We start from the raw sequence: 20,649 nt of genomic DNA, 5'->3' as shown, positions 1-20,649 counted from the left end.
GGCACCGCCGACGTCTCCTTCGTGACACGCGACCAGAACCGGAGCCCACGAAGGAGACGTCAACCATGAGCACGTCGATCCGCATCGACGTTCCCGAGGCGCTGGCCGCCTCGCACGGCAAGCACGGCGGCGCGTCCGGCCGCGCCTGGATCGCCGCGCTGCCCGACCTGGCCGCCGCCTTCCTGGACCGCTGGGCGCTGCGCCTGGACGGTCCGGGACGCCACGGCATGGCCTCGCTCGTGCTGCCGGTGACCCGCGCGGACGGCATCCCCGCCGCGCTGAAGCTCCAGCCGGTCTCCGACGAGCACGCCACCGAACCGGTCGGCCTGCGCGCATGGGACGGCGACGGGTCGGTGCGCCTGCTCGACCACGACCCGGACACCGGCACGATGCTGCTCGAACGCCTGGACGCGACCCGGCCGCTGTCGTCGGTGGCCGACGACGACGCCGCCGTCGGGGTGCTGGCCGAGCTGCTGGTGCGCCTGGTCGCTGTGCCCGCGCCCGCGGGGCTGCGCCGCCTGGCCGACATCGCCGCCGACATGCTCGACCAGGTACCCGGGGCCGTGCCCGCGCTGGACGACCCGGCCGACCGGCGGCTGGTGCGGACCTGCGCGTCCGCCGTGGCCGAACTCGTCGGCGAACCCGGCGACCGCCTGCTGCACTGGGACCTGCACTACGACAACGTCCTCGCCGCCGAGCGGGAGCCCTGGCTGGCCATCGACCCCAAGCCCCTCGCCGGCGACCCCGGCTTCGACCTGCTGCCGGCGCTGGACAACCGGTGGGACGAGGTGGTCGCGAGCGGCGACGTCACCCGGGCGGTCCTGCGCCGCTTCGACCTGCTGACCGAGGCCCTCGGCCTGGACCGGCGGCGGGCGACCGGCTGGACGCTCGGGCGCGTCCTGCAGAACGCGCTGTGGGACGTCGAGGACGGCGAGACCGCCCTGCATCCCGCCCAGGTGGCCATCGCCACCGTCCTCCTGCGGCACCGGGCCGGCTGACCTCGCGGAGGCGGCGCGGCGCCCGCGCGCGTAGGTCTGTTCGAGCCGGCCGACGCCCGGGCCGGCGGCCCGGACGTAGACCGCGCGATCTGGAGGCCGGCGCCCGCGGGAAGGTTCTCGCGGGCGCCGGCGCGGTCGGCGGGACGGGTCGGTCAGCAGGTGCCGAGCATCGTGGTGAGCGCGCTCTTCTCCGCGCTGTCCACGGTCAGGCCCCAGTACCACTTCACCTGGATCCAGGCGCGGGCGTAGGTGCAGCGGAAGGAGCCGACCGACGGCTGCCACTCGGCCGGGTCCTTGTCGCTCTTCGCCTGGTTGACGTTGTCGGTGACGGCCCACAGCTGGGGGCCGCCGAGGTCGTTGGCGAACGACTGGCGGCGCGAGGTCGTCCAGGACCAGGCGCCGGACGCCCACGCCTCGGAGAGCGGGACCATGTGGTCGATGTCCAGGTCGGACGCGAGCGTCCAGGTGGCGCCGTCGTAGGGCGAGTACCAGCTGCCGGACGTCGCGGCGCAGGCGGAGTCGGTGGTGACGTTCGTGCCGTCCCGCTTGAGCACGGTCTCGCGGGTGTTGCACGTCCCGGAGATGGTGATCCAGTGCGGGAACAGGTCGCGGTCGTAGGTGCTCCCGTGCGATTCGGCGGCCACGGTGAGGGTGCCGAGGCGGCTCGCGGCCGTGGCGGCGGACGGGATGTTGGGCGGGGTGGCGGACGCGGGCGCGGCCGCCGCGCCGAGCAGGGCCGCGCTCAGGGCGGCGGGGAGCGCGAGCGTGAGGAGTCGTCGCATCGGACGCCTTTCCGCGGTCGTCCCCGGGCCGGGGCTGGGGCCCCGAGGGGGAGCGGGAACGACGGCACTGCGACGGTGACATTGTTGACAAATACGAATAAATGTCACGCCTTGCCCATGCGCGGCGCCGCGGTTGGTCGGAAGGTGACGTCCGTCGCCGGGCGAAGGCCGCTGAGCTGCGACGGAACAGGCGCCGCCGTTCCCGTAACGGCGGATGAAGAACGCTTGAACCCCGGCCGCCGTGAGGCCGGGCCCCCGGCGCTACACGGTCGCGAGGACGCTTTCGGCGTCGTCCCAGAGGCGGCGGGCGAGGGCGCCGTCGCGGGCCTTGGGCTTGAGCGGCTTCTCCCTGGCGACCTGGAAGTACCGTCCGGTGCCGCCGGAGTCCACCAGGTCGACGACCGGTGGGGCGGCCCTGGCCACCGGCTTCAGCGCCGGCCGGACCACCCTCATGAGCACGCCGAGGGGCCCGCCCCGCGTGGTGAGCTCCGTGCGCAGCACGCCCGGGTGCACCGCGTCGATCGTCACCCCGGCGGCCTTCCACCGCTCGGCGAACAGCGGGACCATCAGCAGGTTCGCCAGCTTGGTGTCGGCATAGGTCCGGACGGGGTGGAAGTCCCGGCCCTCGGGCGTCCGCTCGGGGTCGACCCGGCCCGTGGCGTAGAGGGCGGCGCTGACCTGCACGACCCGGCGCAGCCGCTCCTCCAGCAGGCGGTTCAGCAGGAACGGCGCCAGGTGGTTGGTGAAGAACGACTGCTCGAAGCCGTCCTCGTTGATCTCGCGCCGGTAGGGCCAGAGCGCCGCGTTGTGCACGAGCACGCCCGGCCCGGGATCGGCTGCGGCGAGCGCCCCGGCCAGCTCACGGACGGTGCGGACGGACGACAGGTCGCCCACGACGAGGTCCGCGCCGATCTCGCGCGCGGCGGCGGCGCCCGCGTCCGGCCGGCGCGCCACGATCGTCACCCGGTACCCCCGCCGGACGGCCTCCGCGGCGACCACCCGTCCCACACCCCGGTTCCCGCCGGTCACGACGACGCTCGACGGTTCGGCCATAGCGCCGCAGCCTAGCGGGCGGCGGCGAAACGTGCCCGTCCGCCCGAGATGACCGTCGTCCCGTCCACGGCCGCCTCGAAGAGGACCGCGTCACCGTCCCGCCAGGTGCTCACCTGGAGGGCGTCGCCGGGGAAGACCGGCGCGGCGAAGCGGCCTTCGAGCTCGGCGAGGTCGGCCGGGTGGGCGCCGGCGGACTCGGCGAGCGGGAGGGTGACGGCCGCGAGCGTGCACAGGCCGTGCATGATCGGGCGCGGCATCCCGGCCGCCTTCGCCGCCTCCGGGTCGATGTGCAGGTGGTGGCGGTCGCCGAGCAGCCGGTAGAGGGCCGCCTGGTCGGGCGACGTGCGGACGGTCAGCACGCCCTCCGGGTCGGTCCCCGGACGGCGGCGGGACGCGGGGCCCCGCTCGCCGCCGAATCCGCCGCCTCCGGGCGCGAACAGCGACCACGTCGCCTCGAAGTACTCGCTCTCGACCGCCACGTCGAAGACGGCCGCGGAGCCCTTGTCCCACACGTCGGTGACGCGGGCGCTCATCTCCACCGAGCCCGAGCGCGGCAGCGGCTTGAGGACGCGGAGGCGCTGGGTCCCGTGGACGGCCGTCCGCACGTCGAAGGCGCCCGCCGACCCGAGGACGTCCGGCGCCCACTGGGCGAGGGTCAGCACGAACGTCGGCAGGACGCGGAGCCTCTCCTCGAAGACCAGGTCCAGGTCCGAGGCGCCCGCGCCCACGGCGAGCGCGTAGAGGACGGGCCGCGTCTCGTCGTAGGTCACCGTCCGCGCGCCGAGCGCGCGCCCCTGCCATTCGCGGGCGCCGCCGCCGGTGGGGGGCCGACCCCCCGCGCCCCCCGGTTCGCTCCGCTCGTTCATTCGTCGGCTCCCAGGATCAGACCGCTGGTCGGGACGCCGGTCCCGGCGGTGACGAGGACGTTGTGGACGTCGCCCGGCTGGTTCACCGAGGTGCCGCGGACGAGGCGGACGCCCTCCGCGATGCCGTTCATCCCGTGGATGTAGGCCTCGCCGAGCTGGCCGCCGTGGGTGTTGACCGGCAGCCGGCCGCCGAGCTCCACATTGCCGTCCGCGACGAAGTCCTTGCCTTCGCCCTTCGCACAGAAGCCCAGCTCCTCCAGTTGCGGGAGGACGAGCGGCGTGAAGTGGTCGTAGAGGATCGCGGCCTGGACGTCGGCCGGGGTGAGCCGCGACTGCCCGTAGAGCTGCCGCCCGACCAGGCCCATCTCGGGGATGCCGGTGATCTCCGAGCGGTAGTAGCTGGTCATCATGTGCTGGTCGTTGCCGGAGCCCTGCGCCGCGCCCCAGATCACGGCGGGCCGGTGCGGGAGGTCGCGGGCGCGCTCGGCGGAGACGACCACGAGGGCCTGACCGCCGTCGCTCTCCTGGCAGCAGTCCAGGAGCCGGAGCGGCTCGGCGATCCAGCGGGACGCCTGGTGGTCCTCCAGCGTGATCGGCCGCCCGTAGAACCACGCGGCCGGGTTCGCGGCGGCGTGCCTGCGGTCGACGACGGCGATGCGGCCGAAGTCCTCGCTGGTCGCGCCGTACTCGTGCATGTAGCGGCGGGCGAACATCGCGACCCACTGGGCGGGGGTCGAGAGCCCGAACGGGTTCATCCACGCGTAGGCGGCGCTGTCGGCGCTGACGTCCATCGGCCGGTCGGCCTGCCCGAGGCCGTAGCGGGTGCCGGAACGCTCGTTGAACGCGCGGTAGCACACGACGACGTCGGCGACGCCGGTCGCGACGGCCATCGCCGCCTGCTGGACGGTGCCGCAGGCCGCGCCGCCGCCGTGCCCGACGCGCGAGAAGAACTTCAGCTCGCCGATGCCGAGGTTGCGGGCGATGTGGATCTCGGAGCTGGTGTCGGCGGTGAAGGTCACCATGCCGTCCACGTCGGACGGCTGGAGCCCCGCGTCGACGATCGCGGCGAGCACCGCCTCGCAGGCCAGCCGCAGCTCGCTGCGGCCCGACTCCTTGGAGAACTCGGTGGCGCCGATCCCGGCGACCGCGGCCGCCCCTGGCAGCACGCTCATGCGCCGCTCCCCCGTACTCCGGCCGCGGGTCCGACGGGGGGCAGTTCCACCACGACGGTGCCGGTGACGTGCGGGCCGATCGCGTTGACGCCGCGCACGGCGACCTCGACCCGGCGGCCGGTGTCGTCCTTGGCCGCGACGGCGCCGGTCAGCACCATCGTGTCGCCCGGGTGGTTGGGCGCGCCCAGCCTGATCCTGATGGCCTTCACGACGGCGGCGGGCCCGGCCCAGCCCGTCACGTACCGGTCGACGAGCCCGTTGGTGGTCAGGATGTTCATGAAGACGTCCCGGGAGCCGCGCTCGACGGCGAGCGACGGGTCGTGGTGGACGTCCTGGTAGTCGCGGCTCGCCAGCGCCGTCGCGACGATCATCGTGCGGGTCAGCGGGACGCTCAGCTCGGGAAGCTCCTCCCCCACCGCCACGTCCTCGTAGTTCCTGCTCACAGCGTCTCCGATCACAGGGCCGCCCCCAGCAGCTCCAGGTCGCGGGACGCGCCGCCGAGCGTCCCGGAGATCTGCTTGCCCCACAGGAAGTGGCGGTGCACCGGGTAGTCGACGTCCACGCCGATGCCGCCGTGCAGGTGCTGGACGCGGTGGACGACGTTCAGCCCGCCCTCGTCCGACCACCACTTGGCGACGAGGACGGCGGTCTCGGCGTCCTCCCCGGCGTCGACCAGCGAGAGCGCGTGCCAGAGGCAGACGCGCAGCGCGTCGATCTCGATGTAGCAGTCGGCGAGCTGGTGCTGGGCGGCCTGGAAGGTGGCGAGCGGGCGGCCGAACTGCGCGCGGCCGGACAGGTAGTCGGCGGCCATGCGCAGCGCGCCGTCGGCGACGCCGACCTGGACGGCGGCCAGCGAGACGCGGGCCAGCCGCAGCGCCGTGGCCAGCGCGCCGTCCGGAAGGGCGCGCGCCGGGGCGCCGTCGAGGGTCAGGTGCCCGGCGGCGTCGCGGCCGGTGGTCTCGGCGCGCTCCCACGACGTCCCGGCGGCCGAGGCCTCCAGCAGGAACAGGCCGGGCCCCTCCGGCGACGCGGCCGAGACGAGGACGTGGCTCGCCCCGAACGGCGTCGGGACGGCGGCCTTCGTGCCGGTCAGCAGCCAGCTCCCACCGTCGCGGACGGCGGTGCAGCGCGGCGCTGCCGGGTCGGCGGGGCCGAACTCCTCCAGCGCGACGGTCGGCCGCGACGTCCCGTCGGCGAAGGCCCCGGGGACGTCCTCGCCGTGCGAGGCGAGGGTGAGCGCGGCGACGACGGCGGGCCAGACCGGGACGGGGGCGACGGTGCGGCCCTGCTCCTCCAGCAGGACGGCCAGGCCGGCGGCGCCGAGGCCCGCGCCGCCCGCGGACTCGGGCAGCGCGACCCCGAGCAGGCCCGTCTCGCCGAGCTCGGCCCACAGGCCCTCGTCGTACCCGTGCGCGGACCCCTCGGCGTCCTTGATCCGCGCCTGCGTGGCGCGGTCGGTGAAGATCTGCCGGGCGAGGTCCCGGACCGCCTCCAGCTCTTCGCCAAGCGTGAAGTCCATCAGCGCTCCTTGAGATCGTGCGGCGGTCCGGCCGGGCGGAACACCGGCAGGGACAGGTCGGGGTCCGGGTCGATCCAGTCGAGGACGACGGGCATGCCGATCTCGACGTCCTCCGGCGCGGTCCCGGTCATGTTCGCGATCAGCCGCGTGCCCTCCGCCAGCTCGATCACGGCGACGACCAGCGGGTAGTCGAACGCGGGGTGGCGCGGGTGGTGGTTGACGACGTAGCTGTGGACGTGGCCGTCGCCCGACGCCCGGACGGTGTCCCAGTCGAACGAGCCGCACTGCGGGCAGCACGGTCCCGGCGGGTGCCGGAGCGACTTGCAGTCGGCGCAGCGCTGGATGACGAGCCGGTGCTCGCGGGCCGCCTCGAACCAGAACGCGTTGTCCAGGTTGATCGCCGGGCGCGGGCGCAGCGCCTTCGGCCCGGCCCCCTCCACCGGCTTCTCCACCGCCGTCTCCGCCGGTTTGTCGGCGGGGCGGAACCTCAGGAGGCGCCACCGCTGCGTGGCGACGACCTCGCCCGCCCCGTCCCGGTACGTCTTGACCGTGCTGACGAAGCGTCCCGCGCCGAGCGCGGTCCTCTTCTCCGGGGAGATCGACTCGACGGTCTCCTCGACGCTGACGCGGTCGCCCGGCACCAGTTCCCGGTGGAACTCGAACTCCGAGTCGGTGGCGACGACGGAGGTGTAGCCGCCCTCGGCGAGCAGCTCGGTCAGCTCGTCCGGGCCCGCGGGGTCGGCGCGGACGGACGCGGCGTACCCGCGCATCGTCCATGCCTGCATCATCGACGCGGGCGCGACGACGCCGTCGCGGCCGGTCGCCCGCGCGGCCTCCTCGTCCAGGTAGACGGGGTTGCCGTCCTCCATGGCCTCGACCCAGTGCCGGATCATGGGGACGTTGACCGGGTCCTGCCCGGCCCGGCGCGCGCCGTAGGGCCGCCCGACCCACGCCCGGAGCCGGGCCTCGTACTCCTCGCCGCCGCTCATGACCGCCTCGACCTCGGCAGGCCCAGCCCCTGGACGGCGACCATGTCGCGCAGCACCTCGTTGACGCCGCCGCCGAAGGTGTTGACGATGCCCTGCCGCGACAGCTGCTCGATCTGCCCGTGCAGCACGGCGCCCGGCGACTCGGGGCGGATCCGGCCGGCGGCGCCGAGGACCCCGGTCAGCGTCCGCTGGACGTCGATGTGCGTCTCGGTCCCGTAGGTCTTGGCCGCGCCGGCCTGCGCGCCGGTCAGCGTCCCGGCCTCCACCGCCATCGTCATCTTCCAGTTCATCAGCCGCATCGCCTCCAGCCTGGCGTGCGTGCGGGCGAGGTCGGCGCGCACCCAGGGCAGGTCGATCGCCCCGGTCTCGCGCGCCCAGTCGCGGACGTCCTCCCACAGCCGGATCATCCGGCCGCCGAGCGCGGCGAGCCCGATGCGCTCGTGGTTGAGCTGCGTGGTGATCAGGCTCCAGCCGCCGTCGACGCCCCCGACCACCGACGACGCGGGCACCCGGACGCCGTTGTAGTAGGTCGCCGTCACGACCATCCCGCCGACCGTCGGGATCGGGCTCCAGGAGAACCCGTCGGCGTCGGTCGGCACGATCAGGATCGAGATGCCCCTGTGCTTCGGCGCGTCCGGGTTCGTGCGCGCCGCGAGCCAGACGTGGTCGGCGGTGTTGGCGCCGCTGGTGAAGACCTTGCTGCCGTCGATCACGTACCGGTCGCCGTCCCGGACGGCCCGGGTGCGCAGCGAGGCGAGGTCGGTCCCGGCCTCGGGCTCGGTGTAGCCGATCGCGAAGACGAGGTCGCCGGACAGGATGCCGGGGAGGTACCTGCGCTTCTGCTCGTCGGTGCCGAACCGCATCAGCGTGGGGCCGACCGTGTTCACGGTGACGAACGGGAACGGCAGCCCGGCGCGCTGCACCTCGTCGAAGAAGACGTACTGCTCGGCGATCGACCGGCCCTGCCCGCCGTACTCCTCCGGCCAGCCGTAGCCGAGCCAGCCGTCGTTGCCGAGCATCTTGACGATCTCGCGGAACCGCTCGCCGCCCACGCCCTGCTCGCCGGCGCGGCGCCGCACGTCCTCGGGCAGCAGGCCCGCGAAGTACGCCCTCAGTTCCGCGCGCAACTCGCGATGCGCCTCGGACTCACGCAGATCCATACATGCCCTTTCTCGGTCAGGGGAGGAAGCGCCCGCGGCCCGCGGCGGTGAACTCCTCGCGGAGCGCGGCCTTGTCCGCCTCGGTCATCGGGACGTACTCCGGCGAGCCCCGGCCCTCCCACCGGTACACGGGGTCGGACGTGCGCCAGCCGTCGAGCTGCAGCTCCTTCTTCTTGAGCTTTCCCGACCCGGTCGTCGGCAGCGCGTGCGAGACGCGCACGAAGCGCGGCGCGCCCTTGGTGCCGAGGTCGTCCTGGCGGGCCAGGAAGGCGGGCAGGTCCAGGTCCTCGAACCGGACGCCCTCGGGGATCTCGATCGCCGCCATCACCTGGTCGCCGGAGCGCGGGTCGGGCACGCCGAACGCGACCGCGTCCACGATCTTCGGGTGGCGGCGGACGACGTTCTGGGTGAGCAGCGCGGAGATGTTCTCCGAGTCCACCCGGATCCAGTCGCCGGACCGCCCGCCGAAGTACAGGAACCCGTCGCCGTCGACGTAGCCGAGGTCGCCCGTCCAGTACCAGCCGTGCCTGACCCGCTCGGCGTCGGCCTCCGGGTTCCTGTAGTAGCCCTCGAACCTGGCCGCGCCGTGCACGTCGACGATCTCGCCGACGGCGGCCTCGGCGTTGGTGACGCGGCCGTGCCCGTCCAGGACGGCGGGCGCGCAGGTCGCGCGGGTCTCGGGGTTGACGATGCGGACGCCGTCGTGGGCGGGGCACCCGAGCGCGCTCGGCGGTGCCTGCGGATCCCGTCTGATCATGCCGGCGCTCTCGCTGGACCCGTAGCCCTCGACCAGCCGCGCGCCGAAGCGGCGCAGGAACTCGGCCTTGTCCTCCGGGGACGCCTCCGTCCCGAACCCGTGCGTCAGCGTGTTGGCGCCGTCGCCGGGCTTCTCGGGGGTGGCGAGGACGTAGCCGATCGCCTTGCCGACGTAGGTGAAGAAGGTCGCGCCGTAGTACCGGACGTCCGGCAGGAACCCGGACGCGGAGAACCTCCGCGCCAGGACGACGGTCGCGCCGACCGCCAGCGACGGCGCCCACAGCGCCATCAGCGCGTTGCCGTGGAACAGCGGCATCGGGCAGTAGCTGACGTCCTCGCGCTTGACGTCGTACTTGGCGCTGTTGTCGCGGCCCAGCTCGGCGAGCCGGCCCTGCGAGCAGCGCGCCGCCTTCGACGCGCCGGTCGTCCCGGAGGTGAACAGCAGCAGCAGCTGCGTCTCCGGCGTGACCGACCCGTCGGCCCCGGGCTCGCGGGCATGGGCGGCGACGAGCTCCGGGTAGCCGTCGTCGTCGACCAGCAGGAAGCGGTCGCGCGGGACGCCGATGTCGAGGCCGTCCAGCAGCTCCAGCCCGGCCCGGTCGGTGACGACGAGCTGGAGGTCGGTGTGCCGGACCTCCTGCTCCAGGTAGGCGCCGGTCCGGGTGGAGTTGATCCCGACGATCGTCGCGCCGCCCAGCGCCGCCGCCCCGAGCCACAGGACGTACTCGGGGACGTTCTCCAAGAGCACGCCGATGTGGAACGGGCCGTCCCGGCGCAGTTCGCGGGCGAGCGACGCGCGGGCCGCGCTCTCCCGGACCACCTCGTCCCACGACCAGGTCCGCTCGCGGCTGCGCAGGCCGGGCCGGGCGTCGCCCAGCCGGGCCAGCAGCATCGCCGCGATCGTCTCGTCACGCACCCGCGGCGCCCCAGGCCGGCTCGGTGGACAGCACGCAGTGGGTGCCGCCGTAGATCGCGGTCATGCACTTGTTGCAGTGGATGCACAGCGACTCGGTCGCGGGCTCGTCCTGGATCCGGTTGATCAGGTCGGGCTCGCGCAGCAGGGCGCGGGCCATCGCGACGAACTGGAAGCCCTCCGCCATCGCGGTGTCCATGCCCGCCCGGTCGGTGACGCCGCCCAGCAGGATCATCGGCAGCTTCACCGCGGCGCGGATCTGCCGGGCGTCCCTGAGCAGGTAGAGGTCCTCGTAGGGGTAGGACTTCAGGAAGTGCTTGCCGATCAGCTTGATCCCGAGCTTGGTCGGCTGCTTCATGACCGAGGCGAACTCGTGCAGCGGCGCGTCGCCCTTGAACAGGTACATGGGGTTGAGCAGGGAGCTGCCGGCGGTCATCTGGAGGGCGTCGACGGAGCCGTCGGCCTCCAGCCACCGGGCGACCTGGATGGCCTCGTCGATCCAGAAGCCGCCGGGCACGCCGTCGTCCATGTTGAGCTTCGCGGTGATCGCGATGCGGTCGCCGACGGCGTCGCGGACGGCGCGGCCGATGTCGCGCGCCAGCCGGGCGCGGTTCTCCAGCGACCCGCCGTACTCGTCCTTGCGGTGGTTCACCTTGGGGCTGAGGAACGAGCTCGTCAGGTAGTTGTGCCCCATGTGGATCTCGATGGAGTCGAACCCCGCCTCGATCGCCATCCGGCCCGCGCGGGCGTGCGCCTCGACGACGCGCTCCAGGTCCGCGTGCGTGGCGGCCCTCGCGACGGTCTGCGTGGTCAGGTGGAAGTGGCGGCTGGGCGCGAGCGCGGGGAGCTTGTTGCTCTTGGGGTTGGCGACCGGGCCGGCGTGCCCGATCTGCGCCTGGACGGCCGCCCCCTCCGCGTGCACGGCGTCGGTGAGCCTGCGCAGGCCGGGCATCGCCTCGTCCCGCCAGTGGATCTGCCGGCGGTCGGTGCGGCCCTCCGGGGCGACGGCGCAGTACGCGACGGTGGTCATCCCGACGCCGCCGCGCGCGTGCCGGACGTGGAAGTCGATCAGCGCGTCGGTGACCTGGCCGTCCTTGGTCAGCCCCTCGTACGTCGCCGCCTTGATCGTGCGGTTCCGCAGCGTGACGGGGCCGAGCTTGGCCGGCTCGAACATGTCGGGCTTCTGGTCGTTCATCTCAGAGTCCTCCATCCGGACTAGACGTTAATCAGCGGGATGTCCGGGCACTCCGGACATCCCGCTGACTGGGAGCAACGGGCCGCTAGGCGTCCCGGCGCAGGGCGGCGGCGATCTGGTCGGCCTGGGACTGCTGCTCCACGAGCTGGCGCAGCAGCCACAGGCGCAGGACGCGGGTGACGGCGGCGGCCAGGTGGAGGGCCGCGCCGAGGACGGTCACCGCCAGGAACCCGACGGCGAGCGTCTGCAGCGAGCCCACGTCCCGCAGGTCGTCCTTGGCGAGCGAGACGTTGTAGGCGACGAACGTCCCGGCGATGCCGACGATCATGGCCAGGATCCCGGCGATCCGCCCCGCCCCGTCGAAGCGGGACCGGTCGGTCCTCAGCCGCTGCCGCGCGACGTCGTCCTTGAACTGCTGGCGCCGTTCCTCAGTGAGCATGGTGGGTCAACCTCCCAGGTAGTCGCTGGACAGCCGGTCTTCGATCTCGGCGGGCGGGCCGGCCGCCACCACGCGCCCGTGCAGCATCAGCGCGGCGGTGTCGGCGATCGGCAGGACGGCGCGGGCGAACTGCTCCGCGACCAGCACCGACAGGCCGCCCTCGACCAGCTCGGCGACCGTGTCGTACATCCGGGTGACGATCATGGGCGCGAGGCCCATGGACAGCTCGTCGAGCAGCAGCACCGCGGGGTCGCTGCCGAGCGCGCGCGACAGCGCGAGCATCTGCTGCTCGCCGCCGGACATGGATCCGGCGAGCTGGTGGCGGCGCTCGCCGAGGATCGGGAAGCGCGCGTAGGCCCGCTCCTCCAGGTCCTCAAGCCGGGCGCCGGTGCCGGTGGCGGCCCACAGGTTCTCCCGCACCGTCAGGTTGGGGAAGATCCCGCGGCCCTCGGGGATCGCGCAGACGCCGAGGCGCGCCGCGTCCTGCGCCGAGACGCCGTTCACCCTGCGCCCGGCGAACAGCAGGTCCCCGCCGGTCGGCGGGTGCAGGCCCGCGCACACCCGCATCGCGGTCGACTTGCCGCCGCCGTTCGGGCCGAGCAGCGCCAGCAGCGAGCCGGGCCGCAGCGCCAGGTCGACGCCGTGCAGGACCTCGATGGCGCCGTAACCCGCGCGGATCCCCCTCAGTTCGAGCAGCGGCTCCGGCTCCGCGGCCGCGGCCGGCTCGGTGACCGCGTTCGGTTCAGGCATGACGCGCCTCCTCGGTGCCGATGTAGGCGGCGACGACCTCCGGCGACTCCTTGATCTCCTGAGGCGTGCCGGACGCGATGAGCGCGCCGTAGTCGAGGACGTGGATGGTGGAGCACAGCCCCATGACGAGCGGCAGGTCGTGCTCGACCAGGCAGATCGCGAGGCCCTCGGCGGCGAGGCCGGTGAGCATCCCGGCGAACGCCTCCGTCTCGCTCTCGGTCTGGCCGGAGGCGGGCTCGTCCAGCAGCAGCACGCGCGGCGAGGTCATCAGCGCGCGCGCCACCTCCACGACCCGGGCCCGCCCGATCGGGATGTCGGACACGTCGCGGCCGGCGACGTCGGTGAGGCCCGTGCGCTCCAGGATCCGGTCGGTCTCCTCGTTCAGGTCGAACCGCCTGCGGGACGTGGCGCGCAGGACGTCGCCCGCGACGCGGACGTTGTCGCGCACGGACAGCGACAGGAACAGCTCCAGCCGCTGGAACGTCCGCGCCATGCCGCGCCGGGCGCGCCTGGCCGGGGACAGGCGGGTGATGTCGTCCCCGTCCAGGAGCACCTGGCCGGACGCGGGCCTCTGGAGTCCGGTGACGGTGTTGAACATCGTGGTCTTGCCCGCGCCGTTCGGGCCGATGAGCCCGGTGATGCGGCCTTCGTCCACGGTGAGGCTCACGTCGTCCACGGCGGTGTTGCCGCCGAACCGGACGGTGACGCCCCGGGTCGCGAGCAGGGGCGGGGTCTCAGGCATGGACCGTTCCCTTCAGGCCGAGTTCGCGGTCGAGGCGGGCGCGCAGCTCGTCGGTGTAGGGCTCGTCCACGCCGGCGAGCTCCAGCGGCGCCGGGCGGGCCCCGCGTCCCTCCGCCAGGTAGGCGCGGCCCACGACGGGCAGCAGCATGACGACGCACAGCGCGGCCAGCGCGAACGTCCAGGCGCCGATCACGCCGGTCAAAGCGAGGACGTACAGGACGGCGCCCAGCGCCCCCGCCCCGATCAGCAGGGGCCGGGCGGTCCTGATCTCCCGGTAGCCGTCCACGAGGTCGTGCACGAACCCGCTCGGGTTCCGGCCGACGCCCATCCCGACCAGCGCCGTCCCGACGAGGACGAGGTGGCCGAGCGCCCGGTAGACGGTGGCCATGCCCTCGTTCTCCAGGGCCAGGTCGCCGAACGTGGAGACGAGGACGGCCGAGCCGACGCCCGCCATCAGCCCGCCGAACAGGGCGCCGCTGAGGTAGCCGATGCCCGCCACCACGACGAGCATGAGCAGGGCGAGGCTGCCGACGAAGGAGAAGTTCTCCTGCGCGACGGTCCCGGTCGCCGCCGACATCAGCACGCCGCCGAGCCCCGCGATCGCCGCGGAGATCATGAAGACGCTCAGCTTCAGCCGGACGAGGTTCTGCCCGAGCATCGCCGTCGCCGCCGGGCTGTCCTTCATCGCCGCGAGGCGCCGCCCGTAGCCGCTGCCGCGCAGCGCGGCGAGCCCGACGGCGATGAGCGCGAACAGCACGGTCGCGGTCATCAGCGAGGTCGTCCCGTCCCGCAGGTCCAGCGGGCCGGCCTTCAGGGGCGGGACGACGAGCGCCCCGTCCGGGAAGAGGGTGAACCTCATCCCGAACAGCTCGTGCTCGGTGGTGTCGCGCAGCACCATGTTCGACAGGAACTCGCCGAACGCCATGGTCGCGAGCGCCAGGTACAGGCCGCGCAGCCGCAGCGCCGGCAGCGCGACGAGCCCGCCGACCAGCGCCGCCGCCGCGACGGCGAGCAGCACGCCCTGGAGGTTCGTCCGGGCCGCGAGGCCGCTGCCCTGCACGCCGAAGTGGAACGCCACCACCGTCGCGACCGCCCCGAACGCCAGCGGCGCGAGGTTCAGCTCGCCCGCGTAGCCGGTGAGGACGGTCAGCGACAGCGCGATGATCGCGAACGTCATGCCGAGCGAGAACGTGGTGATCGCGCCGTCCGACAGCAGCAGGCTGTAGAGGTGGACGACCGCGACCAGCACGAGCCCCCACACCGCCGCCGACCGGACGGTCGGCGGCCGGTACCGCTCGCGGGTGCGGACCGCGGCCCCGCGCAGCCGGTCCTGGGGCAGCACCACCAGCACGACGAACAGGATGATCATCGGTAGCGAGACGCGCAGGTTGCCGGTGAAGGTGCCCGCCGACGGCAGGTAGGCCAGCACGTAGTTCGCGGCCAGGCCGAGCACCATCGCGCCGGCGAAGGTGCGGGGGATGCTGCGCAGCCGCCCGAACATCGCCGCCGCGAACGCGTCGATCACCAGCAGGGTCAGCGCGTTCGCGTCCAGCCCGCCGCCGCTGATCGGCACGATCAGCACCCCGGCGAGCACGGCCAGCGTCGACCCGAGCGCCCACGACAGCATCGCGGCGCGCTCCGGGTCGTGGCCGTTCAGCCGCAGCAGGTCGGGGTCGTCGACGGACCCGCGCATCACCACGCCGACCCGGCTGCGGGTGAACAGCACCCGCAGCCCCGCGGCGATGGCGACGGCGGCGGCCAGGCACACGATCTCGTGGGAGCGGACCACCACCCCCGCGATCGTGATCTTCGAGCCCGCGCCGAAGAACATGTCCACGGTGTGGGCCTCGTCGGGGTTCCAGATCCACTGCGCCAGGTAGACGGTCCCGAGCAGCACCGCCACCGTCACGATGATCTTCGTGACGTCGGCGGTGCCGCGCAGGCCCCGCATGATGGCGGCGTGCAGGGCGGCGCCCATCGCGGGGCCGGCGACGCCGACCACGACGATCAGCGCGAGCCACGCCGGCCAGCCCCACCGCTCGGTGCAGTGCCAGTACAGGAACGTTCCGAACATGGCCTGCGCGCCATGCGCGAAGTTGAAGATCCCTGAGGTGTTGTACGTCAGCACGAGCCCCGAGGCCGCGATGGAGTACACCGAGCCGAGGACCAGGCCGAGAATGGTGTAGGTCAGGAACGTGGTCACGTGGTCACCGCCACTTGTTCACCGCCATGGGGAGGACGCCTCCGGCCGCCGTCGCGGTCAGGACGTCTGGGGCTTGATGACGTCGCCGGTCAGGAACTTGGTGGAGATCCGGTCGTCGCCCAGCTTCGTCCCCCACGTCTTCGGGTCGGTCTTGACGACGAAGTCGCCGCCGCACTCGAACTCGCCGACGTTCTTCGGGTACACCTGCTCGTACTCGGTCTTGTTCAGCTTGACCATGAGCGAGCACGACGCCGGCTTGTTGTTGCCGGGGTCGGTCGGAGCGTGCAGGCCGCCGCCCGTCCACTCGTGCACCTTCGACAGCTCGTTGATCACGCACTGCCGGGTCAGGTCCGAGCCGCATTTCTGCGCGGACTGCGCCCACAGCAGGAACGCCGAGGTGGCCTGCATGCCGAGCAGCGCGACCTTGCCCTTCTTCGCGCTGACGAGGTCGGTGTACTGCTTGACCGCCGGGACCTTGTCCGCGTTCTCCAGCGGCTGGAAGATCATGCCGACGTGCAGCCGGTCACCCGCGCCGGAGGTGTTCCACTTGGAGACCAGCGAGCTGTACCAGGTCGCCTCGAACACGTAGGTGGGGTCGGCGCCCGCCCGCTCGATCGACTCCAGCAGGTTGAACTGCCCCGGGTCGGGCGAGTCGGACGTCCACAGGTACTTCGCCCCGCAGTCCTTGATCTTCTTGGCGAACGGCATGTAGCTGCTCTCGCCCGCGTCGTTCAGCCGGACGCCGCACTCCAGCGGCTTGACGCCGATCCCCTTCATCGCGCTCGCGACCTTGTTGGTGCCGGTGCTGACGGCCGGGGACGTCGACAGCAGCAGGTCCGTCTTGTCCTTGTAGTCGGGGAACATCTTCTGCGCGATGCGCAGCGCGCCGATGTTCATCATGTCCACCGGGTACGGGACGGCCTCGTACTTCATCGGGCCCATCGCCGCGTTCGGGCCGACGGTGAAGCCGGCGACGGTCGGCAGCTTGCAGCCCACCCGGTACTGCTCGGCGGCCTCGTCCATCGCGAAGCCCTGCCCGACGAGCATGAAGTCCTGCTTGCAGGACTCCTGCACCACCTTCGCGGACTGCATGTAGGCGGCGTCGTACTGGTTTCCCTTGATCTTGCGCCCGTTGATGCCGCCCTGCTGGTTGCACCAGTCGATCATGGCGCCGACGGCGTCGCCCATCTCCTTGGACAGGCCGGGCGCGGAGGTGAAGCCGCGGTCGTCGCCGAACCCGATCGCGATCTGGTCGTCGGTGACGCCCTGGTCGGTCTTGCCCTTGGCGTCGCCCGGCCCGCACGGCGAGGGCAGCGTCCCGAACGCCTTGGCGCCCGCGCCCGCGCTCGCGCCGCCGCCCGATCCGTTCCCGGCGGACGTCCCGTCGGTGCCCGAGCGGTCGCTGGCACAGGACGTCGTCACGAGCGCGACCGCGAGGGCTCCCGCCGCGAGGCGTCCGATCTTGTCGACCTTCATACGGACGTACTCCTTTCACCGGCGCGCGCGCACGCGGCCGGTGGCATGGGGTGGGTTGAGATGGGGTGGAGGGTGGTGTCAGGCGGGGGGCGTGGTCTGTGTCGCCGCCGGGTCAGCCGAAGTGGGCCTGGCCGCCGTCAAGCGGGATGGTGGCTCCGGTGAGGTAGCGCATGGCGGGCTGGACGAGCGCCACCACGGCCCTGCCGATGTCGTCCTCGCAGTCGCCGATGTAGCCGAGGGGGATCGTCTTGCGGAACTCCTCGGCCTCCTCGGGGTTCGTCTCCGCCCACCGCTTCAGCCCGGGTGACAGGGCGTGCGGGGCGATGCTGTTGGCGCGGATCCCGTCCGGCCCCCACTCGGCGGCGGCCGTGCGGGTCAGCGAGCGGAGCGCCTGCTTGGCGGCCGCGTAGGCTCCGAAGGTGGTGGGATCCCAGCGGACCATGGCGGAGGTGACGAGGTTGACGATGCTGCCGCCGCCGCGCGCCCTCATGTGCGGGTGGCAGGCCTTCATGAACGCGAACGCGGCGAACGGGCCGGTCCGGAAACCCTTCTGGAACGCGCGGTCGCTCATCTCCAGAAGCGGCCCGTAGGCGCCGGAGTAGGCGTTGTTGACCAGGATGTCGACGCCGCCGAACGTCCCGGCGACCCGCTCGGCCACGGCGGGGATCGCCTCGGTGTCGGCGACGTCGCACTCGAACGCCTCGGCCTCCGCGCCGCGCTCCCGGACCAGCTCGCACGTCGCGTCGAGCTTGGCCCGCGTCCTGCCGAGCACGGCGACCGCCGCGCCCTCCGACGCCAGCGCGAGCGCGATGCCCTGCCCGACGCCCTGTCCCGCTCCGGTCACGATCGCGACCTTGCCGCTGAGGCTTCCCATGAAACGACTCCGCTCAGTCCTGCTTCGCGCCCAGCCCGGTCCCCTTGCCGGGGGCCGGACTGAATCAGTCCTGGTGAGGGCCCATGGTGATGTGATGGGGACCACGTGAAGGGACCAGTCCCGCTCACCGGGAATCACCGTGCCCGGGGCCGCGGACGGCGGTCCCGCTCAGCGGAATGCCCTGGTGAAGCCCGTGGTGGGGCGGCCGACAATGAGCGCGTCCGGCGAGGAGGAGAGGTCCCGATGGAGATCGTCCGGAAGCTGACCGGTCCCGGTGGCGCGTTCGAGCTGCGGGAGGAGGACGTGCTCGGCGCCCCGATCCCGGTGTTCGCGAACCGCGCCCGGAGCCTCGGCGAGGTGCTCGTCCGCTCGGCGTCCTACGGCGACCGCGACTACATCGTCACCGCGGACCGGCGGCTGAGCTTCGCCGACCACGCCGCCGCCGTCGCCTCCATGGCGAAGGCGCTGCGGGACGACCTCGGGGTGCGCCCCGGGGACCGCATCGCGATCGACGCCGCCAACAGCCCCGAGTGGATCATCTCGTTCTGGGCGGCGATCGCCGCCGGGGCCGTCGCGGTCGGCTACAACGCCTGGTGGGCCCCCCGCGAGATCGAGTACGCCCTCGGGCACACCGACCCGAAGGTCGTCATCGCCGACGAGAAGCGCGCCGCGCTGATCTCCGAGGACGTGCTGACGGTGGAGCGGGACGTCCCGTCGCTGACGCGCCGCTATCCGGACGCCGTGCTGGAGCCGCCGCGGGTCGCCGAGGACGACCCGGCGGTCATCCTCTACACCAGCGGCACGTCGGGCCGGCCCAAGGGCGCCGTCCACTCGCACCGCAACCTGACCTCGGTGGTCGAGTACCACCGGTTCAACGACGCCCTGATGCGCGCCTTCGGCGACCCGGTGGACCCCGCGTCCCGCCGCTACCTGCTGGCGCTGCCGCTCTTCCACATCGCGTGCCTGCACAACCTCGCCGTGCCCCGGCTCGCCACCGGCACCGCCGTGATCATGCACGAGGGCGGCTTCGACGTGGACAAGGTGCTCGCCCTCATCGAGCGCGAGCGCGTGACGAACTGGGGCGCCGTCCCCACCATGGCGAACCGGATGATCGAGCACGGCGACCTGTCGAAGTACGACGTCTCCTCGCTCACGGCGTTCTCGCTGGCCACCGCGCCGTCCTCACCGGCGTTCAAGGAGCGGCTGCGCGCGGTGTTCCCGCCCGCCAAGGGCGGCCTGGTCGACAGCTACGGCCTCACCGAGTCGTGCACCGGCGTGTCCACCGCCACCCCCGCCGACCTGGAGGAGGCGCCCGGGACGCTCGGCCGCCCGTCGGTCGGGGTGCAGCTGGAGATCCGCGACCCCGACGACAAGCCGCTCCCCGACGGCGTCGAGGGCGAGGTCTGCGTCCGCAGCGCCTACAACATGGTCGGCTACTGGCGCGATCCCGAGGCCACCGCCCGCGCGTTCGACGCCGCCCGCTGGCTGCACACCGGCGACATCGGCATGGTCGAGCAGGGCCGGCTTCGCCTCACCACCCGCCGCTCCGACCTGATCATCCGCGGCGGCGAGAACGTCTACCCGGCGGAGATCGAGAACGTCCTCGCCGATTACCCGGGGCTGCGCGAGTGCATCGTCATCGGCGTCCCCCACCCCGACCTCGGCCAGGAGGTCGCCGCGGTCGCCGTCTTCGCCGACGCCCCGCCCGCCGCCGAGGAGCTGGCGGACTTCGCCCGGGAGCGCCTCGCCTACTTCAAGGTCCCGTCCCGCTGGCACATCACCACCGCCCCCCTCCCCCGCAACGCGACCGGAAAGGTCCTCCGCAGGCAGGTCGAGACCGAGGTCCTCTGACGCCCGCCCCGCCGGGACGGCGCCCGGCGGCGGGCGCCGTCAGCCGGCCGCCGCCTGGGCGGAGGCCGGGCGTCCGAGCCGCTCGGACTGGTAGTCCTCCCAGGTGCGCACGCCGCGGTCGGCGCCTTCGACGGAGAGGTTGTCGCCGGCGCGGTAGGCGCGCCCGGCCTTTCCCGGGATGCGGACGGGCATCGTCGCGCGGCGCTTGCCGCTCGCCGTCAGGTAGCCGCGGACGAGGGTCCCGATCGGGAACACCTCGGGACCCGCCAGGTCGGGGACGCGGCCGGCCGGGGCGCCGAGCGCCAGTTCCGCGAGCCGCTCGGCGACGTCGCGCGCGTCCACCGGCTGGAAGCGGAGCCCGCCCGGGACCGGCACCACCGGGGACTTCGCCATCCCCCGCACCACCTTGAACACCAGGTCGTGGAACTGCGCGGCCCGCAGGATCGTGTAGGGCACCCCCGACTCCTCGACGATCCGCTCCACCTCCATCTGGGTCCTGAGCCAGGCGACCGGCACGCTGCCGGCGCCGATGACCGAGATGAGCACGAGGTGCCTCACCCCCGCGCGCGAGGCGGCGCGCACCATGTTCCCCGCGACCACGTCGTCGCCCTTGTTGCCGCCCGCGAGGTGCATGACGGTCTCGACGCCGTCCAGCGCCGCGCCGATCCCCTCGTTCTTCGCCAGGTCGCCGGTCACGTACTCGACACCGTCCGCGGCCTCACGCCTGCCGCGGCTGAGCACCCGCACGGCCTGCCCGGCGTCCCGCAGCAGCGGAACGACCTGCCGCCCGAGCGTGCCCGTGCCACCGGTGACCAGGATGGGTGCTGTCATGACTCCTCCGAACCTTCGGCCGATCTCGCTTTCACCCTCACGACCCGGCCGCTCCCCAGAACGTGACATCGCCGCGAGAA

General features: G+C 73.2%; 19 protein-coding genes. 2 read left to right on the top strand and 17 right to left on the bottom strand.

Features of this window, described 5'->3' with window-relative positions; translation table 11 throughout:
- The first annotated feature begins 65 nt into the window (after window positions 1-65).
- Entirely contained in the window at window positions 66-998 is a 933-nt protein-coding gene (locus tag ACQEU6_RS38385) for an aminoglycoside phosphotransferase family protein (RefSeq protein ID WP_499338603.1), read from the top strand.
- Between the two features lie 152 nt (window positions 999-1,150).
- Here the strand turns inward: ACQEU6_RS38385 and ACQEU6_RS38380 are convergent, their stop codons facing one another.
- The 16 genes from ACQEU6_RS38380 to ACQEU6_RS38305 form a co-directional block, all read right to left on the bottom strand.
- Entirely contained in the window at window positions 1,151-1,780 is a 630-nt protein-coding gene (locus ACQEU6_RS38380) for an HNH endonuclease family protein (RefSeq protein ID WP_499338602.1), read from the bottom strand.
- A 261-nt stretch (window positions 1,781-2,041) separates the two neighbouring features.
- On the bottom strand, window positions 2,042-2,833 hold the full coding sequence (locus tag ACQEU6_RS38375) for an SDR family NAD(P)-dependent oxidoreductase (protein WP_499338601.1): 792 nt from the start codon (window positions 2,831-2,833) through the stop codon (window positions 2,042-2,044).
- A gap of 11 nt (window positions 2,834-2,844) precedes the next feature.
- On the bottom strand, window positions 2,845-3,699 hold the full coding sequence (locus ACQEU6_RS38370; protein ID WP_499338600.1) for a MaoC/PaaZ C-terminal domain-containing protein: 855 nt from the start codon (window positions 3,697-3,699) through the stop codon (window positions 2,845-2,847).
- Window positions 3,696-4,871, bottom strand: coding sequence for a lipid-transfer protein (locus tag ACQEU6_RS38365; RefSeq protein ID WP_499338599.1), 1,176 nt, complete (start codon window positions 4,869-4,871; stop codon window positions 3,696-3,698). The genes ACQEU6_RS38370 and ACQEU6_RS38365 overlap by 4 nt, the downstream gene beginning before the upstream one ends.
- Entirely contained in the window at window positions 4,868-5,314 is a 447-nt protein-coding gene (locus ACQEU6_RS38360; protein WP_499338598.1) for a MaoC/PaaZ C-terminal domain-containing protein, read from the bottom strand. Before ACQEU6_RS38360 ends, ACQEU6_RS38365 begins: the two co-directional genes overlap by 4 nt.
- An 11-nt stretch (window positions 5,315-5,325) precedes the next feature.
- Window positions 5,326-6,390 carry an acyl-CoA dehydrogenase family protein gene (locus ACQEU6_RS38355; protein WP_499338597.1) on the bottom strand — a complete coding sequence of 355 codons (1,065 nt, stop codon included), beginning with the start codon at window positions 6,388-6,390 and terminating at the stop codon, window positions 5,326-5,328.
- Window positions 6,390-7,379: a bifunctional MaoC family dehydratase N-terminal/OB-fold nucleic acid binding domain-containing protein gene (locus tag ACQEU6_RS38350; RefSeq protein WP_499338596.1), complete on the bottom strand. Its 990-nt coding sequence runs from the start codon at window positions 7,377-7,379 to the stop codon at window positions 6,390-6,392. The genes ACQEU6_RS38355 and ACQEU6_RS38350 overlap by 1 nt, the downstream gene beginning before the upstream one ends.
- Entirely contained in the window at window positions 7,376-8,539 is a 1,164-nt protein-coding gene (locus tag ACQEU6_RS38345) for an acyl-CoA dehydrogenase family protein (protein WP_499338595.1), read from the bottom strand. Before ACQEU6_RS38345 ends, ACQEU6_RS38350 begins: the two co-directional genes overlap by 4 nt.
- Before the next feature lie 16 nt (window positions 8,540-8,555).
- Entirely contained in the window at window positions 8,556-10,211 is a 1,656-nt protein-coding gene (casI, locus tag ACQEU6_RS38340; RefSeq protein ID WP_499338594.1) for a steroid-22-oyl-CoA synthetase, read from the bottom strand.
- A complete protein-coding gene (locus ACQEU6_RS38335) occupies window positions 10,204-11,403 on the bottom strand; it encodes an NADH:flavin oxidoreductase (protein WP_499338593.1) in 1,200 nt (399 codons plus the stop codon). The genes casI and ACQEU6_RS38335 overlap by 8 nt, the downstream gene beginning before the upstream one ends.
- 85 nt (window positions 11,404-11,488) lie before the next feature.
- A complete protein-coding gene (locus ACQEU6_RS38330; protein WP_499338592.1) occupies window positions 11,489-11,842 on the bottom strand; it encodes a hypothetical protein in 354 nt (117 codons plus the stop codon).
- A 6-nt stretch (window positions 11,843-11,848) separates the two neighbouring features.
- Window positions 11,849-12,592, bottom strand: coding sequence for an ABC transporter ATP-binding protein (locus ACQEU6_RS38325; RefSeq protein WP_499338591.1), 744 nt, complete (start codon window positions 12,590-12,592; stop codon window positions 11,849-11,851).
- Window positions 12,585-13,334: an ABC transporter ATP-binding protein gene (locus ACQEU6_RS38320; protein WP_499338590.1), complete on the bottom strand. Its 750-nt coding sequence runs from the start codon at window positions 13,332-13,334 to the stop codon at window positions 12,585-12,587. Before ACQEU6_RS38320 ends, ACQEU6_RS38325 begins: the two co-directional genes overlap by 8 nt.
- Entirely contained in the window at window positions 13,327-15,537 is a 2,211-nt protein-coding gene (locus ACQEU6_RS38315; RefSeq protein ID WP_499338589.1) for a branched-chain amino acid ABC transporter permease, read from the bottom strand. The genes ACQEU6_RS38320 and ACQEU6_RS38315 overlap by 8 nt, the downstream gene beginning before the upstream one ends.
- A 57-nt stretch (window positions 15,538-15,594) precedes the next feature.
- Entirely contained in the window at window positions 15,595-17,013 is a 1,419-nt protein-coding gene (locus ACQEU6_RS38310; protein WP_499338588.1) for an ABC transporter substrate-binding protein, read from the bottom strand.
- A 112-nt stretch (window positions 17,014-17,125) separates the two neighbouring features.
- Window positions 17,126-17,887: an SDR family NAD(P)-dependent oxidoreductase gene (locus ACQEU6_RS38305; protein WP_499338587.1), complete on the bottom strand. Its 762-nt coding sequence runs from the start codon at window positions 17,885-17,887 to the stop codon at window positions 17,126-17,128.
- Between the two features lie 243 nt (window positions 17,888-18,130).
- Between ACQEU6_RS38305 and casG the strand changes: the two genes are divergently transcribed.
- Complete coding sequence (gene casG / locus ACQEU6_RS38300; protein WP_499338586.1) at window positions 18,131-19,738, top strand: steroid-24-oyl-CoA synthetase; 1,608 nt, start codon at window positions 18,131-18,133, stop codon at window positions 19,736-19,738.
- Between the two features lie 39 nt (window positions 19,739-19,777).
- Here the strand turns inward: casG and ACQEU6_RS38295 are convergent, their stop codons facing one another.
- A complete protein-coding gene (locus ACQEU6_RS38295) occupies window positions 19,778-20,569 on the bottom strand; it encodes an SDR family oxidoreductase (protein ID WP_499338585.1) in 792 nt (263 codons plus the stop codon).
- Window positions 20,570-20,649 lie beyond the last annotated feature (80 nt).

The organism is Spirillospora sp. CA-108201 (assembly GCF_050936235.1).
Classification (GTDB): domain Bacteria; phylum Actinomycetota; class Actinomycetes; order Streptosporangiales; family Streptosporangiaceae; genus Spirillospora.
Note: the sequence above shows the minus strand (reverse complement) of the source record. Positions and strands in the feature narration are given on the sequence as shown.